This window comes from Roseibium sp. TrichSKD4 (assembly GCF_000148725.1).
Taxonomy (GTDB): domain Bacteria; phylum Pseudomonadota; class Alphaproteobacteria; order Rhizobiales; family Stappiaceae; genus Roseibium.
The window spans coordinates 1-20670 of record NZ_GL476322.1; the positions used below are offsets into that span (position 1 = coordinate 1).

The window sequence follows — 20670 nt, forward strand, 5'->3', positions numbered from 1 at the left end:
ATTGTGCATTGCAACAATATTTTGCACCGCACAATCATTTTAAAGCCTGCGGACCTTCCGGAAAACAAAAGCCGCACGTGATTAGTGCGACTTTTCATAGTTTTAGGGGCAAAAAAATCCGGTAGAATATTTCATTCGTTTTCGGATAAATTTACGATTTAAATCAGGATTTGGCAGATTCCCCTGCGTCCTGCGCGGCTTTGACGGCGCGGTCAGACAGCTCACGAGACTGCTCGCCAAGTGTTTCCATCTGCTTTTTCATGAAATCCTGTTGCAGGGCACTCATTTCTTCCATGTCTTTCGCTTTCACGAGTGACTGGGCAAAACCGAAAGCTGCTTCGATGTTCTCTTCCGCATAGGACAGGCTCTTGCGCTGAATGTCGCTTGCACCGGACTGAACGGCGGTCGCACCTTCTTCCGCACTGGAAACGGCTTTCTGAGTCACACTGATAAACTCATCAAATGCCTGGCGGGCTTGATCTACGCTTTTTTCCGCCATTTCCCGCATTTGTTCGGGAACCTCGAAACCGGACTTATCTGTAGCCATGGGGAAATCCTCTCCCGGTTGCATGAACTTGTACGCCAGAGCTGGTCTGGTGCGTCCTTTTGCTATCATGTCAGTCCACATTGCCGCAAATAACAATGGTCGTACGCCCTCAGGATTAACCACGCTTTCATTCTGCGTGGCTTAAACATGGGCTTTACATGGACTTAGAAGCAGATTCTCTGCTATTAACAGGTTGTTTACCACCACGTGTTGGACCCGGTGCTGCAAGTAATCGACCAGTCGCTCAGAGTAATGTGGAGCTGAATTATGGGTTTGTACGTTTCCACCTTTATGGAACTTGGCAGCAGACCCGACATCTCCACTCTTGCCAATGCTTCACATGTTGCGTGGGTGTTTTCGGCTGATGGATCACGCATTCTTTGGGCAAACGCTGCAGGTGCCTCGTTTTTTGGCGCCAAGTCCATCGATGAGCTGGAAGCCTTTGCCGGACTAGGTCGCGCGCCGGCTCGCCCGCACATTGCCCGTATTGCTGCGTCTGGATCGGAAGACCGGCCCAGCCTGGATCGTCTTCGGTTCTACAAGGGGTTGCGGGTTATTTTGCTGACATGTCAGTGCAAACGTTTGCTTCTTGAAAACGGTGACAGCGCGGCGCTCGTCGTCGCGCCGGAAGAAAAGCCCTCTTTATCTGCAGAACCATTGACGTCCTATCTTACGCTTTTGGCGAATGAGGACAGATCCGCATTTGTCATTAATGCTGATGGCACGATTTCGGCTCAAGGCGGCAGCCTGTCCACCATGCCGGACAGCTGGCCTCAACCGGCAGACGTGGGGCTGGAAGAGACTGAAGTCGCCATTGGGCACGAGGTTCATTCGGCGCAAGTGACGCAGTTTGGCAACGGACAACGACTGGTGCTGGTGGACCCAAATCCTCTATCGCCTTCAGACAGCGATGACAGCACTGATCACGCTATTGATGCGCCGGTGGGGGCTCAGCCCGTTGCTGACATACCCGACGAAACCGACGCCGATAACGAAAACTCCGCCGAAATGATGGCGGAAGACCCAGCTGCTCCAACAGACAACGACGCTTTTTCCGTCGCAGAAGAAACAACGGACGAGCTTGAGAACGTTGCATCAGCTTCTACCAACGAAGCGGAAGCAATCGAAGACGCTGCCGCAGACATGGATTTAGTGGAAGATCAGGTCCCGGCGGACCAAACTCAAACATCTGCCGCGGACGAGCCGGATGCTGAAACCGGCGAAGACAATGAAGCGGACAGAATGCCCCCCATTGAGGCAGCGGTTGCGACAGCAGCAGGGGTCGTCGAAGCAGCGTCACTTGATGCGCCCAACACAGATGCTTCACCAGATCCGTTAAGCAGCTCCGATGACGACGGGTTCGTGTTCCAGCAAAAACGCCGACCGGTCCGGTTTGCCTGGAAAATGGACTTGGAGCAGCGGTTTACTTTTGTCTCCGATGAGTTTGGTCAAACGCTCGGCCCCTCTTCCACTGATATATTGGGCAAGACATGGGCTGAGGTTCGCGAGCTCTATGGCGTTGATGGCCGTGCAAAAATCGCGCAGGCGCTGGACCGTCGCGACACCTGGTCCGGCAAAACCGTTTATTGGCCGGTCAGCGGCGAAGCGGTTCGCGTGCCGGTTGATATGGCCGCACTGCCAGCTTTCGACAGAGATCGTCAATTTGAAGGCTATCGGGGTTTCGGGGTCTGCCGGACCGCAGATGCCAAGGAAGACCCGGATGGCGTTTTCGTGCCCGGAGCGGTCTTTGAGAGCGCAGAGGCAATCGAACGCGACACCATCGACACAACGGATGCAGACACTTTTACCGATCAGCAACTCGATGCGGATGCAGATGCGGCGGGCAGTGCCTCAGATCATGTGGAGACTGGCGAAGCACATGAGGTTGTAGAGACGATAGCGTCTGAAGGCGAAACTTCCGCCAACGAAACGCCGCCGGAAACCCAATCCGATGACACCGGCACTGCAGCGCCATTGGCCACTGCAGCTACCGCCGCGGCGGCAGGAATTGGAGCGATGGTTGTCGGGAGATCTGATGCTCCCGCGAGCGATCAGGATGCTGGGGAGACGACTGTAAATGCTCCAGACCAAACCGAAATTGGCGACCTGGCCGCTAAGGAGCTGACCGAAGACCCACTTGTTGCAGCGACTATGGCGGGCGAATCTGATCTCATCGCTGATATTCTAGACGGTGGGACCGATGCCCAAGAGGCTGTCACCGAGACTGTTGAGACAACGGTGGAGGCAGCGAATGACGAGGTCGAAGCTGAGGCGAATACGCTAGTCAACGCTTTGGGTGATCAAGCTGATACCCTTGTTGAGAAAGCATCAGAAGATGTGGATGCTGCCAAAGAGACCCTCACCGACACTGCAGAAGAAATTGGCGACGCTATCGAAGAGACAGCTGATGCGGTCGAGGAAAGTGCTGATGCCGTTTTTTTGGATGATCAGGTAGGTCCTGATGTTGAAACCGTGTCGGAACAGGCAAAAGCGATCAGCAACACGCTTGGCGAAGCAGGCAATAGCGCCGAAGAGGTCATAGAATCTTCGAAAGACGCCGCTGTTGCAGCACTTGAGGAGGCCGAACAAGCAAGCGAGCAAGTGGGAACTCTCGTGAGCGAACTGACCAGTGCTGCTGAAGATAACGTTGAAGCTGCAGCGAAGACGCTTGAACAGGCCAGTCAAGTCGATCTTGAGGAGGTTCTGGAGGCGGATAGCCCTAGTACCTCAGACGCAGACATTGCGGTTGATGATGGCGAACTTCAGGCTGATGAGATCGTAACCGCTTCAGAAACAACCGAGGATTCTGAAGTTGCGATGGATGAGGCTCCTGCAGACACCTCCGACGCGGACCAAGTCCTTTCGCCAGAGGCTGAGATTCCTGAGGAAGACCCGGCTCCGAACGGCGAAGAGGCGCAGACACTTTCCCATGAAGAGCCACCTGTCGACCACATAAGCGACGCCCCTGCTCCGAAACCGGACAAGGCGCTTGGAGGGAACACCTGGCTCGCTTCGCAAGCCGCAGCTCTTGTTGGACAGCTGACACCAAACAGCAATGCAACGGATCACAATCCCGAGTTGGATGCAGGATCTGATGGCGAAAATAAAGATACGATAGAAACAGACGCTTCTGATTTTGAAGAGCGTCTGGAAGCCATTGAAGGTCCCGAGGAAGTTTCCAAAGCCTCCAGTTCGAAAGATGAATTCGACGCAGACACCATCGAAGAGATCGCTGAACACTCTGGCGAAGCTGAAACGCCTACCTCATCGACAGGTTTAGATGATGGTCTGAAAACGGATACAGACCTCCTAGAGACTGCTGCAACCGAAAATTCTGATGAACAGCAGGCTGAGGCTGAGGCTGAGGCTGAGGCTGAGGCTGAGGCTGAGGCTGAGGCTGAGGCTGAGGCTGAGGAAGAAATCTCGTCAGAAGATGACGTCAAGGACAGTATTCCAGAGGATAATGCAGCCGTTTTAGCAGCTATTGATGGCGAAGCGCAGGGCATCAATGGCCCTCAGGCCTTGGATCACAAGGATATCGAGAGCGCTGTGAAATCCTTGGCGAAGTCCTTTGATGCAAAGAAAAAGGACAAGGCATCCCTCTTCCCGGACCTTGAAGATCAAACTCAGCAGGTCGGCCAGTCTGAATCTGAAACAGACGCCGATGATGTCGTCTCAGGTGATAATTTCGAAACCGACCAGGACAACGATGCCCCCATCGATCCTGTGGACGAAGCAGAAGATGAGCTGGATTTTTTCAAGGAAACAGCAGCGCACAAGGAAACCGACGAAGAGGCAGAAGCTGTAGCAGATCAGGACACGGCAGAAATCATTCCGTTGGTCTCCGCGCGTCCGCATCTGGTTCCGGTGGATACCTCGAACCTCTCCCGCCCTGATCTTGCGGCATTCAAGACAATTGCCGAAGCGCTTGGCGCACGGTTTGAAGGTGACATTGCCGGTTTTGATGAGCTCGACATGCTCGACCCGGAAGGCATTTTGCCACCGGAAACGGAACCGTCAGGCCCGATTGACCCTGACCTTCTGGATCGATTGCCAATCGGCATTGCCATTGCGCGGGATCGGGACGTGCTTTTTGCCAATGAAACACTGCTGTCCGTTCTCGGCTACCCGACCCATAGACACCTGACCGAAGCTGGTGGCCTTGAAGCCCTGTTCGCGGAAGAAGACGAAGACAGCTTCCCGGATGCCGAAGGCATGGAAGGCACCGTTGACGGAACCTTGAAGGCGCGACGTGCTGACGGAAGCCTGCTGCCAGTGGATGCGCGAATGCATTCCGTTCCCTGGAATGGTGGACAGGGGCTGATGATTTCAATCGTTCCACGCGCAGCCGAGGCAGTGGCTTCAGGCAGCGTCTCCAGCACCGAACTGCAAGCAGCTCAAACCCAGATCGCTGAACTTGATACGATTTTGGAAACTGCGACAGATGGTGTTCTGGTTCTTGACCGGAATGGTGTGATCATCAAGGCCAACCGCTCTGCAGAAGCCCTGTTTAACGCAAACCGGGCAGATATGATCGGGGTGCCGCTGTTCGACTACCTGGCACCCGAAAGCCACCGTGGCGCAACGGACTATCTTGACGGGCTGGTGCGCAATGGTGTTGCTAGTGTTTTGAACGATGGCCGTGAAGTGCTGGGGCTTTTGAAATCTGGCGGCCTCATACCGCTGTTCATGACCATTGGCCGCATCAACCATGATGGTGAAGACCGCAAATTCTGTGCCGTGCTGCGCGACATCACCCAGTGGAAGACCGCAGAAGAAGAGCTGACCCAGGCCAAACGGCAAGCCGAGAACGCCAACTCGCAAAAATCAGATTTTCTGGCCAAGATCAGCCATGAGATCAGAACGCCGCTCAACGCAATCATCGGCTTTTCCGAAGTGATGATGGATGAGCGCTTTGGTGAGATCGGCAATGAGCGCTACAAGGAATATCTGAAAGACATTCGCACATCTGGCTCCCACATCATGAGCCTGATTAACGATCTTCTCGACCTTTCCAAGATTGAAGCCGGAAAGCTGGACCTTCAGTTCACGGCGGTTTCAATCAAGGATATTGTCAACGAGTGCGTTGCCATCATGCAGCCGCAAGCCAATCGGGAGCGGGTTATTATCCGGGCAAGCTTGCCTGACTCAGTACCCAACGTGGTGGCTGACCCGCGCTCCTTGCGCCAAATTGTTCTGAACCTGTTGTCCAATGCGATCAAGTTCAACAAGTCTGGCGGACAAGCCATTGTTTCCACGGCGTTTGAAGATACAGGCGAAGTGGTGCTGCGGGTTCGTGATACGGGAACTGGAATGAGTGCAAAGGATCTATCTGCGGCGCTTGAACCCTTCCGGCAATTGCATACTGCCCGCCACGGCAGCGGTACCGGGCTTGGTCTTCCGTTGACAAAGGCATTGGTGGAAGCGAACCGGGCGTCTTTCCGGATTGATTCCACTCCGGATCAAGGCACGCTCGTGGAAATCAGTTTCCCGACACAGCGTGTTCTCGCCGAATAGGAACTATTCCCAAGGCTTGCTGACAATGATGGCGATAAATGCGCTCGGACAATTATCTTGCGTAAACCGACAATTGCGCGAAATTTTTTTATTAAATATTTTTCATATTGCCTGAGGCGAGCAATCCACCCCGGATACGCTATAGCCAAAAACTTGAACCTAAGACGCTGTTTTTAATTCAGAATCCAGCGCTTAAGTGGAGGTTTATAGTCATGTTAGTTTTGAATAATTCTAAGCTATTGATTTTAAAGAGTTTATTGACTTTCAAGGCCCTTCACATCATATTCTCGCGTGCCTGACACAGTCAGCTAGAAAATTCAGACAGAATCAATAAATCCTGCAAAAGGAGAAATACTATGCGTTCGACGGTACGTGCCGCATCAGCCCTGTTCATGCTCACTGCAGCAACCACTGCCAGCATGCCCGCTTTGGCTGACGGCGAAGTGAACATTTACTCTTACCGCCAACCGTTCCTCATCCAGCCGCTTCTGGATGCCTTCACACAGGAAACCGGTGTCAAAACCAATGTTATTTTCGCAAAGAAGGGTTTGGGTGAACGTATTTCTGCAGAAGGTGAAAACTCACCGGCTGACGTTCTCCTGACAGTCGATATTGGTCGTCTGGATGGTGCCAAGCAGCTCGGCATTACGCAGCCAGTTAGCTCCGATGTCGTGAACGAGAACATCCCGGCGCAGTACCGTGACCCGGAAGGCCACTGGGTTGGCCTGACCAACCGCGCACGCATCATTTACGCGTCCAAGGATCGGGTTCAGCAGGACACCATCACTTACGAAGAGCTGGCAGACCCGAAATGGCAGGGCAAGATTTGCACCCGCTCTGGTCAGCACGTTTACACCATTGGCTTGATCGCCTCCATGATTGCCCATCATGGCGAAGCAAGAACCGAAGAGTGGCTGGTTGGCGTTCGTGACAACCTTGCCCGCAAGCCAACCGGCAACGACCGCGCTCAAGTCAAAGCAATCTTCTCTGGCGAATGTGACCTGTCCATCGGCAACACCTATTACATGGGCAAGATGGAAACCAACGAGAAAGATCCAGAGCAAAAGGAATGGGCTAAGTCCGTCAAGCTTCTGTTCCCGAACTCTGAAGACCGCGGTTCCCACGTGAACCTCGCAGGTGTGGTCTTGGCCAAGCACGCACCGAACAAGGACAATGCTGTGAAGCTGATCGAGTTCCTTAGCGGTGGAAACGCACAGCAAATTTATGCTGAAACCAACTTCGAGTATCCGGTCACTCCGGGCGTTGAAGTTTCTGATCGCGTTAAAAGTTGGGGCGACCTGACACCGGACACCCTGTCTCTTGCCGAAATCGCGAAGCACCGTAAGACAGCAAGTGAGCTTGTCGACAAGGTTGGTTTTGACAATGGCCCGGCCAGCTAATTGATCGGACACACGAAAAGTTCAAAGGCGCTGCCCATCGCAGCGCCTTTTTGCCATTGGCTTCAACGTTAAAACGTCTTATTGCACTGAGCAAAATGAGGGCCTTTTGATCAAGACGCGAAACCAGCCAACCGGTGACCGAAACTGGAAATGGGGCGCAGCCGTTTTATCGGTTGTCGTGGTGTTTCCGCTGGCCGCTCTTGTCTGGATCGCCACGTCTCCCGCTGGCGACATTTGGGGACACTTGATCACAACCGTCCTGCCCGGCTCTTTTGCGACAACCCTTTGGCTCATGGTCGGTGTGGGCGTCATCACCATTGTCATCGGCGTGTCCACCGCATGGCTCGTCACCATGTGTGAGTTCCCCGGACGCCGATACATGGACTGGGCGCTGCTGGTGCCGCTTGCCGTTCCAACATATATTGTGGCCTTCGCCTATGTGGAGGTCTTCGACTACACAGGCCCGCTGCAAACTTGGCTGAGATGGGCCTTTGGCTTCAAGAATTCTCGAGACTACTGGTTTCCGGAGCTTCGCTCACTGGGTGGTGCCATCTTTGTCATGAGCATGGTGCTCTACCCCTATGTCTACCTAACAACACGGGCGAGCTTCATGATCCAGTCGGCAAGCCTGCTGGACGTCTCGCGCACATTGGGCGCAACGCCTACATCACTGTTCTTCAGGGTAGCCCTGCCGCTTTCGCGGCCGGCCATCGCCATTGGTGCTTCGCTTGCCTTGATGGAATGCCTGAATGACATTGGTGCCGTGACATTTTTTGGTGTCCGGACCCTTACCTTTTCCGTTTATGATATCTGGCTTAATCGTTCGAGCCTTGCGGCAGCCTCACAATTGTCTCTTGCCATGTTGCTGATGGTCTTTGCTCTTCTCTGGCTAGAACGTCAGGGCAGAAAGCGTCAGAAATTCCATTCCCATGGAGCCGCAAAGCACCGGATGCCGCTGCGCTTCCAGCTCTCGACACGTGGCAGTGTGTTGGCTCTTGTGGTGTGCCTTTTGCCAATCTTGCTTGGGTTTGTCGTACCTGCGCTTCTTCTGGCCGACAGCGCAAGCCGGCGACTTGACGAACTGTTTTCTGACGCGTTTTTGTCCGCGGCCGGCAACACGTTGACACTGGCCATCATTGCGTCGCTTGTCACAGTCGCTGTCAGCGTTGTACTCGCCTATGCCTTGCGTCTGCGCCCCGGCCGTAAACTTCAGTCCGCGGTTCGGCTTGCCTCGATTGGATACGCAATTCCGGGCACAGTGCTCGCGATTGGCATTTTGATCCCGCTTGCAGCGCTTGATAACTTCATTGCCGGACAAGCAAAGGTCTGGCTCGGGTTCAGCACCGGCCTGCTGTTGATCGGAAACGGAACCGGCATCGTCTACGCCTATGTCATCCGTTTTCTGGCCGTGTCTTATGGGCAGATTGAAAGCGGACTGGCAAAAATCTCCCCGCATCTGGACATGGCGGCAAGAACATTGGGACGGACTGAAACCAATACTCTGGTGCAGGTCCACTTGCCGATTTTAAAACCCGTGTTGCTTTCTGCGCTGCTGTTGACCTTTGTTGACTGCATGAAGGAACTGCCCGCTACTATCCTTTTGCGTCCATTTAACTTTGAAACGCTGGCAACCACTGTCTTTGAAGCCGCCTCGCGTGAGGCCTTTGGAGAAGCAGCTCTTCCCTCGCTCGCCATCGTTTTGGTGGGGCTCTTGCCTGTTATTTTCTTGGCACGGACGAGCGCAACTTCATTCAGAACGAAGACAACGAAACGATTGGCACCTGCTGATCCTGTTCCAACAGCGCCTGCGGAATGAAAAAGGCGCTGACTTTTAACGGTCAGCGCCTTAGGTAATTTCATCTTCCAGACTGAATCAGACCAGTGTGGCTTCCGTCGACGATTTGACCTCGTCTTCGCTGACGCCCGGTGCCAGCTCTACAATCTTGAGACCGCCTTCAACAACGTCAAAGACACCCAGGTTTGTGATGATGCGGTCAACACACTTCACGCCGGTCAGCGGCAAAGTGCAGTCCTTAAGCAGCTTTGGAGCCCCAGCCTTGGATGTGTGATCCATGATCACAACAACACGCTTGACGCCGGCGACCAGATCCATGGCGCCGCCCATGCCCTTGACCATCTTGCCCGGGATCATCCAGTTGGCCAGATCGCCATTTTCAGACACTTCCATCGCGCCGAGGATCGCCAAATTGATGTGTCCACCGCGGATCATCGCGAAGCTGTCAGAAGAAGAGAAGTAACTGGTCTGTGGCAGCTCGGTGATGGTTTGCTTGCCCGCATTAATCAGGTCCGCATCCACTTCGTCTTCGGTCGGAAACGGGCCCATGCCAAGCATGCCGTTTTCGGACTGAAGCGCAACGTGTACGCCTTCCGGAATGTTGTTGGAAACCAGCGTCGGAATGCCAATGCCCAGATTCACATAAAAGCCGTCTTGAAGTTCTTTCGCAGCCCGTTGGGCCATCTCGTCACGTGTCCATGCCATGATGATGTCTCCCGCCTCAGGCTTCGCGAATGGTGCGCTTTTCGATGCGCTTTTCAAAAGTGCCAACAACAATGCGGTCGACAAAAATACCCGGTGTGTGGATGTGGTTCGGATCCAGTTCACCGGTCTCGACCAGCTCTTCAACCTCGACAACTGTAGTCTTGCCAGCTGTTGCCATCATCGGATTGAAGTTGCGCGCCGTCTTACGGAAGATGAGATTGCCTTCCTTGTCGGCTTTCCACGCCTTCACAAGAGACAGGTCAGCAACCAGACCCGTTTCCATAATGTAGGTCTCGCCATTGAAGTCCTTGTGCTCTTTGCCCTCGGCAATGAGTGTGCCAACACCGGTCTTGGTGTAAAAGCCCGGGATCCCGGCACCGCCTGCACGAACACGCTCGGCCAAGGTGCCTTGCGGGTTGAACTCAAGCTCCAGCTCACCGTTCAGATATTGCTTTTCGAAAGTTGCGTTTTCGCCAACATAGGAGGAGATCATCTTCTTGATCTGGCGGGTTTGCAGCAGCAGCCCCAGACCAAAATCATCAACACCTGCATTGTTGGAAATCGCCGTAATATCCTTCGCACCCGTATCCCGCAGGGCAACAATCAGGTTTTCCGGAATTCCGCAAAGACCAAAACCTCCCGCCATGACAGTCATGCCGTCAATGGCAAGGCCTTCCAGCGCGGACGCCGCGTCCGGATAAATCTTATTCATACCAATCTCCCGAAGATTATTAGGCCGGTTGCGACGCAACATGGCCGCTTGCCCTACCCCCGTCAAGTGCGGTTTGCAGCGCAATTTCCGAAACACTTCGCTTTGGCTAAGGTCAGAATTACCTAGTTCATTGACGCCATCTCACACCAGCGGTACGGGAAGATTTGCAAGAGACGCTACAAACAGCTTAAGTGGTGGTTCTGGAAGCGAAAATCGGAGGCTTCCAACCGCGACACAAAGACCGGCGCAAGAGGCAAACAAGAGATCCGAAGGTGTATCAACTCCTATCGACCATATTCAAACTATGCTTCTTTTCCCTATTGCTGGGTGCCGGGCTGTCTTTTTTCAATATTTCGGCAGCCGACCTGCTGGCTCAAGTCGGGCTGACACCAGAACGAATGTGGGAATTGACCCAGATGGCTATCGACTGGGCCATTCCAAACATCATGCTCGGCTCGTTGATCGTCGTCCCGATCTGGATCGTGATCTATCTATTCCGCCCGCCAAGCGGCGGAAACTGACTATCCGCCTGCTATTGCCGCACGCTCGTCTCGCTCGCGCTTCACCTGCTGGCGCTTGGTCGCAAGGGATGCGGCGATTACACCGATAGTGACAAATCCGACCAGGATCGTGCAGACCGCGTTGATTTCGGGCGTTACGCCCAAACGTACCTGCGAATAGATTTTCATCGGTAGGGTCGTCGCGCCCGGGCCGGTGGTGAAGCTCGCAATTACCAGATCATCCAATGACAAGGTGAAGGCCAGCATCCAACCGGCAATCACGCCGGGGAAAATGATGGGCAGGGTGATCTGGAAGAAGGTGCGGACCGGTGGGCAGCCGAGGTCTTCCGCAGCTTCCTCAATGCTCTTGTCAAACCCGACAAGACGCGACTGCACAACGACCGCGACGTAGCACATGGCAAAAGTTGTGTGCGCCAGCATCACCGTCCAGAACCCGCGCGCCTGATCCATCGCCACAAACAAGAGCAGCAAGGACAGGCCGAGGATCACTTCCGGCATGACGAGCGGCGCGAAGACCATGCCTGAAAAGAGCGAGCGCCCAACAAAACGGCCTGAACGTACCAACACTAGGGCCGCCATGGTGCCCAGCACGGTGGCGACAGTGGCTGAGAAGAACGCCACACGGATCGTAACCCAGAATGCGTCGAGCAGCTGCTCATTGCGAAGCAACTCGGCATACCATTTGGTCGAAAACCCACCCCAAACCGTCACCAAGCGGGACTCGTTGAAGGAAAAGACAACCAGCAACAGGATCGGCAGGTAAAGGAAGGAAAAACCTAACACCAGCGATGTGACATTGAACCAGCTTGGACCGCGCGTCATCCTTCTCTCTCCGCCATTTTTTGCTGCTGATTCTGGAACAGCACGATCGGAATGACCAAGATCAGAAGCAGGATGACAGCTACAGCTGACGAGACAGGCCAATCCCGGTTGTTAAAGAACTCAACCCACAGCGTTTTACCGATCATCAACGTGTTTGAGCCGCCGAGAAGGTCGGGAATGACGAACTCGCCAACGGCGGGAATAAACACGAGAAAACAGCCTGCAATAATGCCGGGAATAGAGAGTGGTAGGGTGATTTTCCAGAACGCTTTCCACGGAGGGCATCCAAGGTCTTCGGCTGCTTCCAGTAAAGTGCCATCCAGTTTTTCAAGGCTTGCATAAAGCGGCAGCACCAGGAACGGCAGGTAGGAATACACAATGCCGATATAAACGGCGATATTGGTGTTCAGGATTGTGAGCGGCTGATCAATCAAACCAAGCGTCAACAGCAGCTGATTGAGAAGTCCCTCGTTTTTCAGAATTCCGATCCAAGCATAAACACGGATGAGGAAGCTGGTCCAAAAGGGTAAAATCACCAACATCAAGAGTGTTGGTCGCCACTCTTTCGGGCTTCTCGCCATACCATATGCCAGCGGATAGCCAACCAGAAGCGTGATGAACGTGGAAATGGCGGCTATCGTCACGCTTGATACATATGAGCGCCAATAAAGATCATCCTCAGTCAGAAAAATGTAGTTCTCAAGGCTGAGCTCTTTCAGATCCGCAAAAAGAACCTGCAGCCCCTGCCCCAAATCAAAGGCTGGAAAATAGGGCGGTATCGCTACGGCGATCTGCGACAAGGAGATTTTGAAGACGATGAAGAAGGGTACCAGAAAGAACAGAAACAGCCAAAAGTAAGGGACTGCAATCAACGCCCAACCACCCAAACTGCGTTTGGGAGCGGATGAAGAAGTTTCGCTTGCCATCTTCGTCCTCCTACTCGGTCAGGATCACACCGGCATCCCGATCCCAGGACAAAACAACCTTATCGTCCCAGGATATCGGTCGCTCAACCGTGCGAGTTACATTGGCGACCGTGGAGCGAAGGCTCGCCTCCCCGATCCGCGAATGGAAAATTGACATGTCCCCCAGATAGGCAATGTCCCAAACGATTGCTCCTGCACTGTTGAGGTCCCCACCGGACGGCTCACCCAACTCCATCCGAACCTTTTCAGGGCGGATGGCATACCAGACAGTTTCGCCTTTTGATGCCGAGACAGATTGCGCGCTGTCGATCACGTAGTTCCCGTGAACAGCCTGCAGCCGTGTACCGGTTTCGGAGGTCTCCTCAACCTTTGCCTCAATCAGGTTCACGTCGCCGATGAAGTCAGCCACAAATTTGGAATTCGGCGCCTCATAAATTTCCCCCGGTGTTGCGACTTGCACAATCTCACCGGCGTCCATAACCGCGATGCGGTCGGCCACCGTCATGGCTTCTTCCTGATCGTGCGTCACAATCAGAAAGGTCATCTTCAGGTCTTCCTGAAGGTTCATCAATTCAAACTGGGTCTCTTCACGAAGCTTTCTGTCGAGTGCGCCCAATGGCTCGTCGAGCAGCAGGACTTTGGGCCGCTTTGCAAGAGATCGGGCCAGAGCTACCCGCTGACGTTGACCGCCGGACAGCTGGTGAGGCTTGCGCTTGGCAAAGCTCTCCAGTTTTGTGAGCCGGAGCATTTCCGCAACCCGGTCTGCGATTTCCGCCTTTGGCATGTCATCTTGCTTCAGGCCAAAAGCGATGTTGGCTTCCACATTCATATGCGGGAAGAGCGCATATGACTGGAACATCATATTGACGGGGCGACGATAGGGCGGAACTCCCGATAGGCTCTGCCCGTCCAGCAGGATTTCACCTTCGGTTGGTGTTTCAAAACCGGCCAGCATACGCATCATGGTTGTCTTGCCGCAGCCAGACCCGCCCAGAAGCGCAAAAAATTCCCGCTCATATATTTTCAGGCTCAGATTATTGACCGCTGTGAAATCACCAAAGCGCTTGGTCACATTTCGGAATTCAATAAATGGGACGGACGCTGGATCATCCCACGGCGCGTAGTCACGCCGAACCGGCCCTATCGGTTTTTTGGCCAAGGTGCACCCTCCTGAAAATCCCCGGCAGAAGGCAACCGGCCCGGCCTGATGAGGCCGAGTCGGGAAGTGTTTACTGACCGCTTTTTACAGAGGTCCAGGTACGTGTCACCGTGCGCTGAATGCGCGGACCATATGCGGTCACGGTGTAGAGGTTGTTCACCGCATCCTCGCTCGGGTAGATGGCCGGGTCACCAATCACGTCTTCGTTCAACAGCTCTTGAGACGCCTTGTTTCCGTTGGCGTAGTAGACATAGTTGGAGGCCTTGGCCATCACATCAGGGCGCATGATGTAGTTGAGGAACTCGTGCGCCTCATCCTTGTTTGGCGCATCCGCAGGCACGGCCATTTGGTCGAACCACATCAGCGCACCTTCTTTCGGAATGGAGTATTCGACGGTTACACCATTGTCTGCTTCTGCAGCGCGGTCGCGTGCCTGAAGAACATCGCCAGACCAACCAACGGCAACACAGATATCACCATTTGCCAGCGCATTGATGTACTCTGAGGAGTGGAACTTCTGGACATAGGGACGAATGGTCTTCAGCAGTTCGCCAGCCTTTTCGATGTCGCCCTTGTCCTTGCTGTCCGGGTCCATGCCCAGATAGTTGAGGGCAGCAGGAATAAGCTCTGTCGGTGCGTCCAGCAGATGCACACCACAGTCTTTCAGTTTGGAGATATTTTCTTCCTTGAACAGAAGATCCCAGCTGTCGACAGGGGCATCCTCGCCCAGCGCAGCCTTTACCTTCTCGACATTATAGCCAAGACCGGTGGTGCCCCACATGTAGTTGATGGAATAGGCATTGCCCGGGTCATATTTTTCAACACGAGCTTCAATGTCCTTCCACATGTTGGAAAGGTTGCTCAGCTTCGACTTATCGAGCTCGGTAAACACGCCTGCCTGGATCTGGCGCGACAGAAATGTGCCCGTCGGAACAACAACATCATAGCCCGTACCACCAGCCAGAAGCTTGGTTTCAAGGATTTCGTTGCTGTCAAAGACGTCATAAACGACTTTGATCCCGGTTTCCTTGGTGAAGTCTTCAAGGATCGATTCATCGATATAGTCGGACCAGTTGAACACATTCACAACGCGGTCCTTTGCCTGCGCTGCGCTCGCCATCAAGCCGACTGCGGCCACTCCTGCCAAAAGACTCTTCAACATTCGCATACACTCCCTTGGGAAGGTTGAATTCTGAACCTGTTTTACAAGCGTTTTATCTTGTTATTCTGACAGCGGTATATGCCATCGTCACGTTTCACACTGACATTCCAACAAGCTGATCGTCAAACACCAAAGCAATGAAGGGCTTCTCGTCCAGCTTGATTTCATTCACACTTTCGGTTGTCACAAGTAGGTCTGGCGCTCCAGAGTGGAGATTTCCCGACCAAACTCATTGAGTTCTTCCTTTTTGATTTCCGTCAGCACCTTGTGCATGTCTGCGCCCACGGCCTCTTTCATTCGGGCAGAGGCTTCAAATGCGTCGATCGCTTCGTCCATCCAGGGTGTAAGCCGTTTGTGCTTTTTCTCATAAGCATTGCCGGTTACCGGCTGAGGCGGGTCTTTTTCAGCTCTCAAACCATCGAGCATGCCCGCCAGAATGCCCGTCAGGACCAGATACGGGTTGGCATCTGCCCCAGCGATCCGGTGTTCAATTCGCGCCGCCTCCGGACTGCTTGCGGGAACGCGAAGGGCAACAGACCTGTTGTCAAAGCCCCAGCAAATCGACGTTGGCGCATAAGAGCCCGGCTGCATGCGCCGAAACCCGTTAAATGTAGAGGTGAACAACAAAAGGGCTTCCGGCATTGTTTCGAGCAGCCCATTGATTGCATGACCCAGCCGCGTGGACCCGGTATCCGGATCGGAGAAGATATTGCTGCCCTTCCGCTCCATGGAAACATGAACATGCATGCCGTTTCCTGGCCATTCCACATAGGGCTTGGCCATAAAGGACGCCTTGAGTTCGTGCTTTCGCGCAACCCCTGCCACCAGACGGCGCAGCAACACAACATCATCCGCTGCAAGTAGCGGATTGCGTCGGTGATGAAGGTTCAGTTCAAACTGACCGGGCGCGGCCTCTGAAACTGCTGCGTCCGCAGGTATTCCCTGTGCTTCGCATGCGCGGCGAAGATCGTCGACAACCGGCAACAGCGCCTCTAGATCAGAAAGCGCATACATGTTCTGGCGCGCTGGACCCAAATGCGTTGCGAACAAAGGTTTGGGCTGCTCCGTCCAATCACCGTCGCTCTCCTCGAAAAGATAGAACTCCAGTTCAAAGGCGCAGGTGGCACTCAGGCCAAATTCGTCTGAAAGGCGATTGATCATCCGTTCAAGAACATGACGCGGGTCGATCAGGAAAGGTTCGCCATCGCGGTGATACATGGACAAAAGAACCTGTGCGGTTTTTCTGTCTGTCCATGGCACCAGTTTCAGCGTTTCGGGGATCGGCCAGCACAGGCCATCCTTGTCACCGGTCTCGATATGGAGCTCAGTGGATTCAACCTCCCGGCCCCAGACATCCAGCCCAAACAAGGAAAAAGGAAATGCCACTCCTTGCTCAAAAACCTTCTTGAGCGCTCCGCCGGGGAGCCACTTGCCACGCAGGACGCCGTTCGTGTCCGGGAGCACTACTTCCAAGGTGTCAAGATCGGGATGCTCTCTCAAAAATGCATCAAAAGCATTTTCCCATCCCGGTTCTGCTGGATGCTCAAGATCATGATGTGGCAGGTCTACCATTTAATTTCAGTCATCCAAGTTTGAACCGGTTTTGCGCTTTGGAGCGATCCCAAACTGCTTCTTGCAGGGTGAGACAATTGCGCTCTTAGTAAAAATGTGATCACTTTCATGAAGCACTGTCAAGCGGAACTCTCTTCGTGAAACAGGGCGAGCATGACGTAGACTGAAGTTCCCAAGGCAAGGCCAACAACGTGTCAGCTTCCTCTCCCGCGCAAGCAGCTTCGGATACCAAACCTCGGAAAACTGCTCGGTATCAGGTGGATCAGGCCGTGCGCAGAGCCCTCTTAACCGGACGCTTTATTCCCGGAAAAGCTGTGACCTTACGCGGTCTTGCTCAGGAGCTGGGGGTGAGCCCCATGCCTGTGAGGGAAGTCATTCAACGGCTGGCTGCTGAAAATGCACTTGAAATTCGCTCCAATGGACGCGTTCAGGTGCCGGAGATGTCCCCGAGACGCTTTGACGAAATCCTTACTGCGCGCCTTTTGCTAGAGCCTGAATTGGCCGAAAGATCCCTGAAAAGCCTAAAACCCGCGGACGCAAGCAAATTGGAGGCGATCGATCAGCGCATCGACGAAAGCTTGGGGACCGGTGATTCCGAGAGCTACATGAGGCTCAACCGCGACTTTCACTTTCACATTTATCAGGCGGCCGGCTCAGAAATTTTGCTGCCATTGGTCAACAGTCTATGGCTGCAATTTGCCCCTTATATGCGCACCGTTTACGGGCGGGTGGGCACGGTCAATCTGATCGACCGCCACAAGGAAGCCATCCAAGCCATTCGAGACGGCGATGCCACCGCGCTTCGTGAAGCTATTGCGAAGGACATTGAAGATGGCATGGGCATTTTGGGACGGGAAGGCCTTCCCTCGCCCTGACTGCCGACTTCAGCACGCATACTGCGCCTTGCAAATTTTGTGATCACAAATTACCACTATCGTCATGACAGTCCTCTTCCAAACCATACAACATCTGCTTGAAGAGACCTGAGACTGTCAGACAAACAAACGGAGCCGAACGTGAGCGACGACACCAATCAGGCAGACACCTCCCCTCTCGATAGCCTCTTGGGCGTTCCGGATGGAGACGCTGCGCACGACTGGTTGCGCTCTCGCAACATTCAGGACATCGAGTGCATTGTGCCGGATCTTGCGGGTGTTGCACGCGGCAAGATGATGCCAACTGAGAAGTTCTTTTCCGGCCCTGTCATGACAATGCCGGCGTCCATTTTCGCGCAAACAATTTCAGGCGAATACCCTGAAGATGATGATCGCTTTCAGCACAACCCGACGGATGGCGATCTCTATTTTCGCCCTGATTATGCGACACTCACCTCAGTTCCATGGGAAAGTGACCCAACCGCGCAGTTGATCCATGACGCTTATACGCGAGAAGGTGAACCGGTTGAGACGGCGCCGCGCAATTTTCTGAAACGCATCCTGAAACTCTACGAGGACAAGGGCTGGGAGCCAGTGGTTGCCCCAGAACTTGAGTTTTACCTCGTCAAGCCGAACACCGATCCTGACTATCCGCTTGAGCCCCCGGTCGGGCGCTCTGGCCGTCCTGAAGTGGGGCGTCAATCCTATTCTATCTCCGCACTCAATGAGTTCGATGAACTGATTGATGACATCTACGATCTCTCGGAAAGTCAGGGGCTTGAGATCGACACCATGATCCACGAGGAAGGCGCTGCGCAGATGGAAATCAATCTGCGCCACGGCGACCCTCTCAAACTAGCCGATCAGGTATTTCTGTTTAAACGCACCATTCGGGAAGCGGCTCTGCGCCATGAAATGTATGCGACCTTCATGTCCAAGCCGATGTCCGGCCAACCGGGATCGGCGATGCATATTCACCAGTCGGTGATGGACAAGGTGACGGGCGCCAATATTTTCTCCGACAGCAACGGCGAGGAAACGGACGATTTTCTATCGTTCATTGCAGGGCACCAAGCTTACTTGCCTTATGTCACCTGCATCATGGCGCCGTTTGTAAACTCCTACCGCCGGTTTGCGCGCGGCTCGACCTCGCCGGTCAACGTGTTCTGGGGGTATGACAATCGTACAGTTGGCCTGCGGGTTCCTTATTCTGCGCCACAAGCCCGTCGGCTGGAAAACCGTATTCCGGGCTCTGATGCCAACCCTTATCTTGCCATTGCCGCCTCGCTGGCTTGTGGTTATCTCGGCCTCACGAAGGGTTTGACGCCGGATGCCCCGCAATCCGGCTATTCCAGCGATATCGTCAAATCCCTGCCGCGGAGCCTTCCGGAAGCCTTGCGCCTTTTCGAGAATAACGAAGACATCATCGAGATCTTTGGCGAGCGCTTTGTCGCGACCTATCGGGCGATCAAGTATGAAGAGTTTGAGACCTTCATGTCCGTGATCAGCCCCTGGGAGCGCGAGTATCTCCTCTTGAACGTTTAGTCCCTCTTTGCGGTTTCAATCCCGCTTTCGGAGTTCCCCGTCATGACGGCCCAATCAAACATCTATCCAACCGCTGCTCTTCAGGCCACGGACGCCGCGCACCATCTGCATCCCTTCAGTGACATGAAGTCCCTGAATGAAGAAGGCAGCCGGATTATCACCGGGGCCGAAGGGGTTTGGCTGCAAGATTCGGACGGCAAACGCATGATGGATGGCATGGCCGGTCTTTGGTGTGTGCAGGTCGGGCATGGCCGCAAAGAGATTGCGGAAGCTGTCTCCCGTCAGATGGAAGAGCTGGCCTACTACAACACCTTTTTCAAGACGACCCACCCGCCCGCTGTGGCCTTGTCGGAGAAGCTGGCCCAGTTGGCTCCAGATCACATGAACCGGGTGTTTTATTGTTCCTCTGGGTCGGAGGCCAATGACACCGTTTTCCGTATGGTTCGCCACTATTGGGACCAGATAGGCCAACCGGCGAAAAAGACCATTATTGGCCGCTGGAACGGGTATCACGGGTCAACACTTGCCGGAACCAGTCTCGGCGGCATGAAGGCCATGCACGAACAAGGTGACCTGCCTGTCCCCGGAGTTCGGCATATCAACCAGCCCTATTGGTTCGGGGAAGGCGGCGATCTCAGCCCGGAAGAATTCGGGATCAAAGTTGCCCGAGAGCTTGAAACAGCCATTGACCAGCTGGGCGAAGACACTGTTGGTGCGTTTATTGCCGAACCTATTCAGGGCGCCGGAGGTGTCATTATTCCGCCGGAAAGCTATTGGCCGGAAATTCGCCGCATCCTCTCAGAACGGAACATCCTTTTTGCGGCTGATGAGGTGATCTGCGGCTTTGGTCGTTTGGGCACATGGTTTGGGTCGGACTATTACGGTCTCAAACCGGACTTGATGCCGATTGCCAAGGGCCTGACATCCGGTTACCTGCCGATGGGCGGTGTCATGGTGTCAGACCGGGTGGCCGAAGGGCTCGTCGACAAAGGCGGTGAGTTTTATCATGGCTACACCTATTCCGGTCATCCGGTTTGCGCGGCGGCGGCGCTTGCCAGTCTCGACATTATCGAGCGCGAAGGTCTTGTGGACCGTGTCGCTAATGACATTGGCCCCTATTTGCGTGAGCGCTGGCTGAAGCTGAACGACCATCCGCTAGTTGGCGAAGCCCGCATGACTGGCCTTGTCGGCGCACTTGAGCTGGTGCCTGACAAAACCAATCGGCACAAGACCTTCCCGGATACCGGCACCGTGGGCACAATTTGCCGCGATATTTCGTTTGAAAACGGGCTTGTGATGCGGGCCGTGCGCGACAGCATGATTATCTCGCCACCACTGGTGCTAAGCCGTGAGGAAGCGGACTTCCTCATCGAAGCCGTAGTAAAAACACTCGACGAAACGCACCATGCATT

Annotated in this window: 15 protein-coding genes; 7 read left to right on the forward strand and 8 right to left on the reverse strand. The window is 54.2% G+C overall.

Annotation, left to right across the window (positions count from 1 at the left end; all coding sequences use genetic code 11):
- Positions 1 to 163 precede the first annotated feature (163 nt).
- Positions 164 to 547, reverse strand: coding sequence for a phasin (locus TRICHSKD4_RS27265; RefSeq protein ID WP_009469717.1), 384 nt, complete (start codon positions 545 to 547; stop codon positions 164 to 166).
- A 267-nt stretch (positions 548 to 814) separates the two neighbouring features.
- Here TRICHSKD4_RS27265 and TRICHSKD4_RS28745 point away from each other — a divergent pair, with 267 nt between their 5' ends.
- From TRICHSKD4_RS28745 to TRICHSKD4_RS27280, 3 genes are all read left to right on the forward strand, one after another.
- Positions 815 to 6064: an ATP-binding protein gene (locus TRICHSKD4_RS28745; RefSeq protein ID WP_009469718.1), complete on the forward strand. Its 5250-nt coding sequence runs from the start codon at positions 815 to 817 to the stop codon at positions 6062 to 6064.
- Between the two features lie 392 nt (positions 6065 to 6456).
- Complete coding sequence (locus TRICHSKD4_RS27275) at positions 6457 to 7464, forward strand: Fe(3+) ABC transporter substrate-binding protein (RefSeq protein WP_247642879.1); 1008 nt, start codon at positions 6457 to 6459, stop codon at positions 7462 to 7464.
- 106 nt (positions 7465 to 7570) lie between these two features.
- A complete protein-coding gene (locus TRICHSKD4_RS27280) occupies positions 7571 to 9280 on the forward strand; it encodes an iron ABC transporter permease (RefSeq protein ID WP_009469720.1) in 1710 nt (569 codons plus the stop codon).
- Between the two features lie 57 nt (positions 9281 to 9337).
- On the opposite strand, the gene TRICHSKD4_RS27285 is transcribed toward TRICHSKD4_RS27280, so the two are convergent.
- Both TRICHSKD4_RS27285 and TRICHSKD4_RS27290 read right to left on the reverse strand, forming a co-directional pair.
- Positions 9338 to 9964, reverse strand: a complete 627-nt coding sequence (locus TRICHSKD4_RS27285) for a CoA transferase subunit B (RefSeq protein ID WP_009469721.1) — start codon at positions 9962 to 9964, stop codon at positions 9338 to 9340.
- Between the two features lie 16 nt (positions 9965 to 9980).
- A complete protein-coding gene (locus TRICHSKD4_RS27290; RefSeq protein WP_009469722.1) occupies positions 9981 to 10676 on the reverse strand; it encodes a CoA transferase subunit A in 696 nt (231 codons plus the stop codon).
- 272 nt (positions 10677 to 10948) lie between these two features.
- Here TRICHSKD4_RS27290 and TRICHSKD4_RS27295 point away from each other — a divergent pair, with 272 nt between their 5' ends.
- The gene (locus TRICHSKD4_RS27295) at positions 10949 to 11197 is read left to right on the forward strand and encodes a DUF6460 domain-containing protein (RefSeq protein ID WP_040617705.1); all 249 of its coding nucleotides are present in this window, start codon (positions 10949 to 10951) and stop codon (positions 11195 to 11197) included.
- Here TRICHSKD4_RS27295 and TRICHSKD4_RS27300 read toward each other — a convergent pair whose 3' ends face one another.
- The 5 genes from TRICHSKD4_RS27300 to TRICHSKD4_RS27320 all read right to left on the reverse strand — a co-directional run bounded on the left by TRICHSKD4_RS27300 (position 11198) and on the right by TRICHSKD4_RS27320 (position 16838).
- A complete protein-coding gene (locus TRICHSKD4_RS27300) occupies positions 11198 to 12019 on the reverse strand; it encodes an ABC transporter permease (protein ID WP_009469724.1) in 822 nt (273 codons plus the stop codon).
- Positions 12016 to 12945, reverse strand: coding sequence for an ABC transporter permease subunit (locus TRICHSKD4_RS27305; RefSeq protein ID WP_009469725.1), 930 nt, complete (start codon positions 12943 to 12945; stop codon positions 12016 to 12018). Before TRICHSKD4_RS27305 ends, TRICHSKD4_RS27300 begins: the two co-directional genes overlap by 4 nt.
- 10 nt (positions 12946 to 12955) lie before the next feature.
- Complete coding sequence (locus TRICHSKD4_RS27310; RefSeq protein ID WP_009469726.1) at positions 12956 to 14104, reverse strand: ABC transporter ATP-binding protein; 1149 nt, start codon at positions 14102 to 14104, stop codon at positions 12956 to 12958.
- A 70-nt stretch (positions 14105 to 14174) separates the two neighbouring features.
- On the reverse strand, positions 14175 to 15266 hold the full coding sequence (locus tag TRICHSKD4_RS27315) for a polyamine ABC transporter substrate-binding protein (RefSeq protein WP_009469727.1): 1092 nt from the start codon (positions 15264 to 15266) through the stop codon (positions 14175 to 14177).
- A gap of 183 nt (positions 15267 to 15449) precedes the next feature.
- A complete protein-coding gene (locus TRICHSKD4_RS27320) occupies positions 15450 to 16838 on the reverse strand; it encodes a glutamine synthetase family protein (RefSeq protein WP_009469728.1) in 1389 nt (462 codons plus the stop codon).
- A gap of 191 nt (positions 16839 to 17029) precedes the next feature.
- On the opposite strand from TRICHSKD4_RS27320, the gene TRICHSKD4_RS27325 reads away from it, so the two are divergent.
- The 3 genes from TRICHSKD4_RS27325 to TRICHSKD4_RS27335 all read left to right on the forward strand — a co-directional run.
- Positions 17030 to 17713, forward strand: a complete 684-nt coding sequence (locus TRICHSKD4_RS27325) for a GntR family transcriptional regulator (protein ID WP_009469729.1) — start codon at positions 17030 to 17032, stop codon at positions 17711 to 17713.
- 141 nt (positions 17714 to 17854) lie between these two features.
- Entirely contained in the window at positions 17855 to 19258 is a 1404-nt protein-coding gene (locus tag TRICHSKD4_RS27330; protein ID WP_009469730.1) for a glutamine synthetase family protein, read from the forward strand.
- Positions 19259 to 19300: 42 nt separating this feature from the next.
- Positions 19301 to 20670 (forward strand): aspartate aminotransferase family protein (locus TRICHSKD4_RS27335; protein WP_040617690.1); only part of this gene is annotated, 1370 nt, incomplete at its 3' end.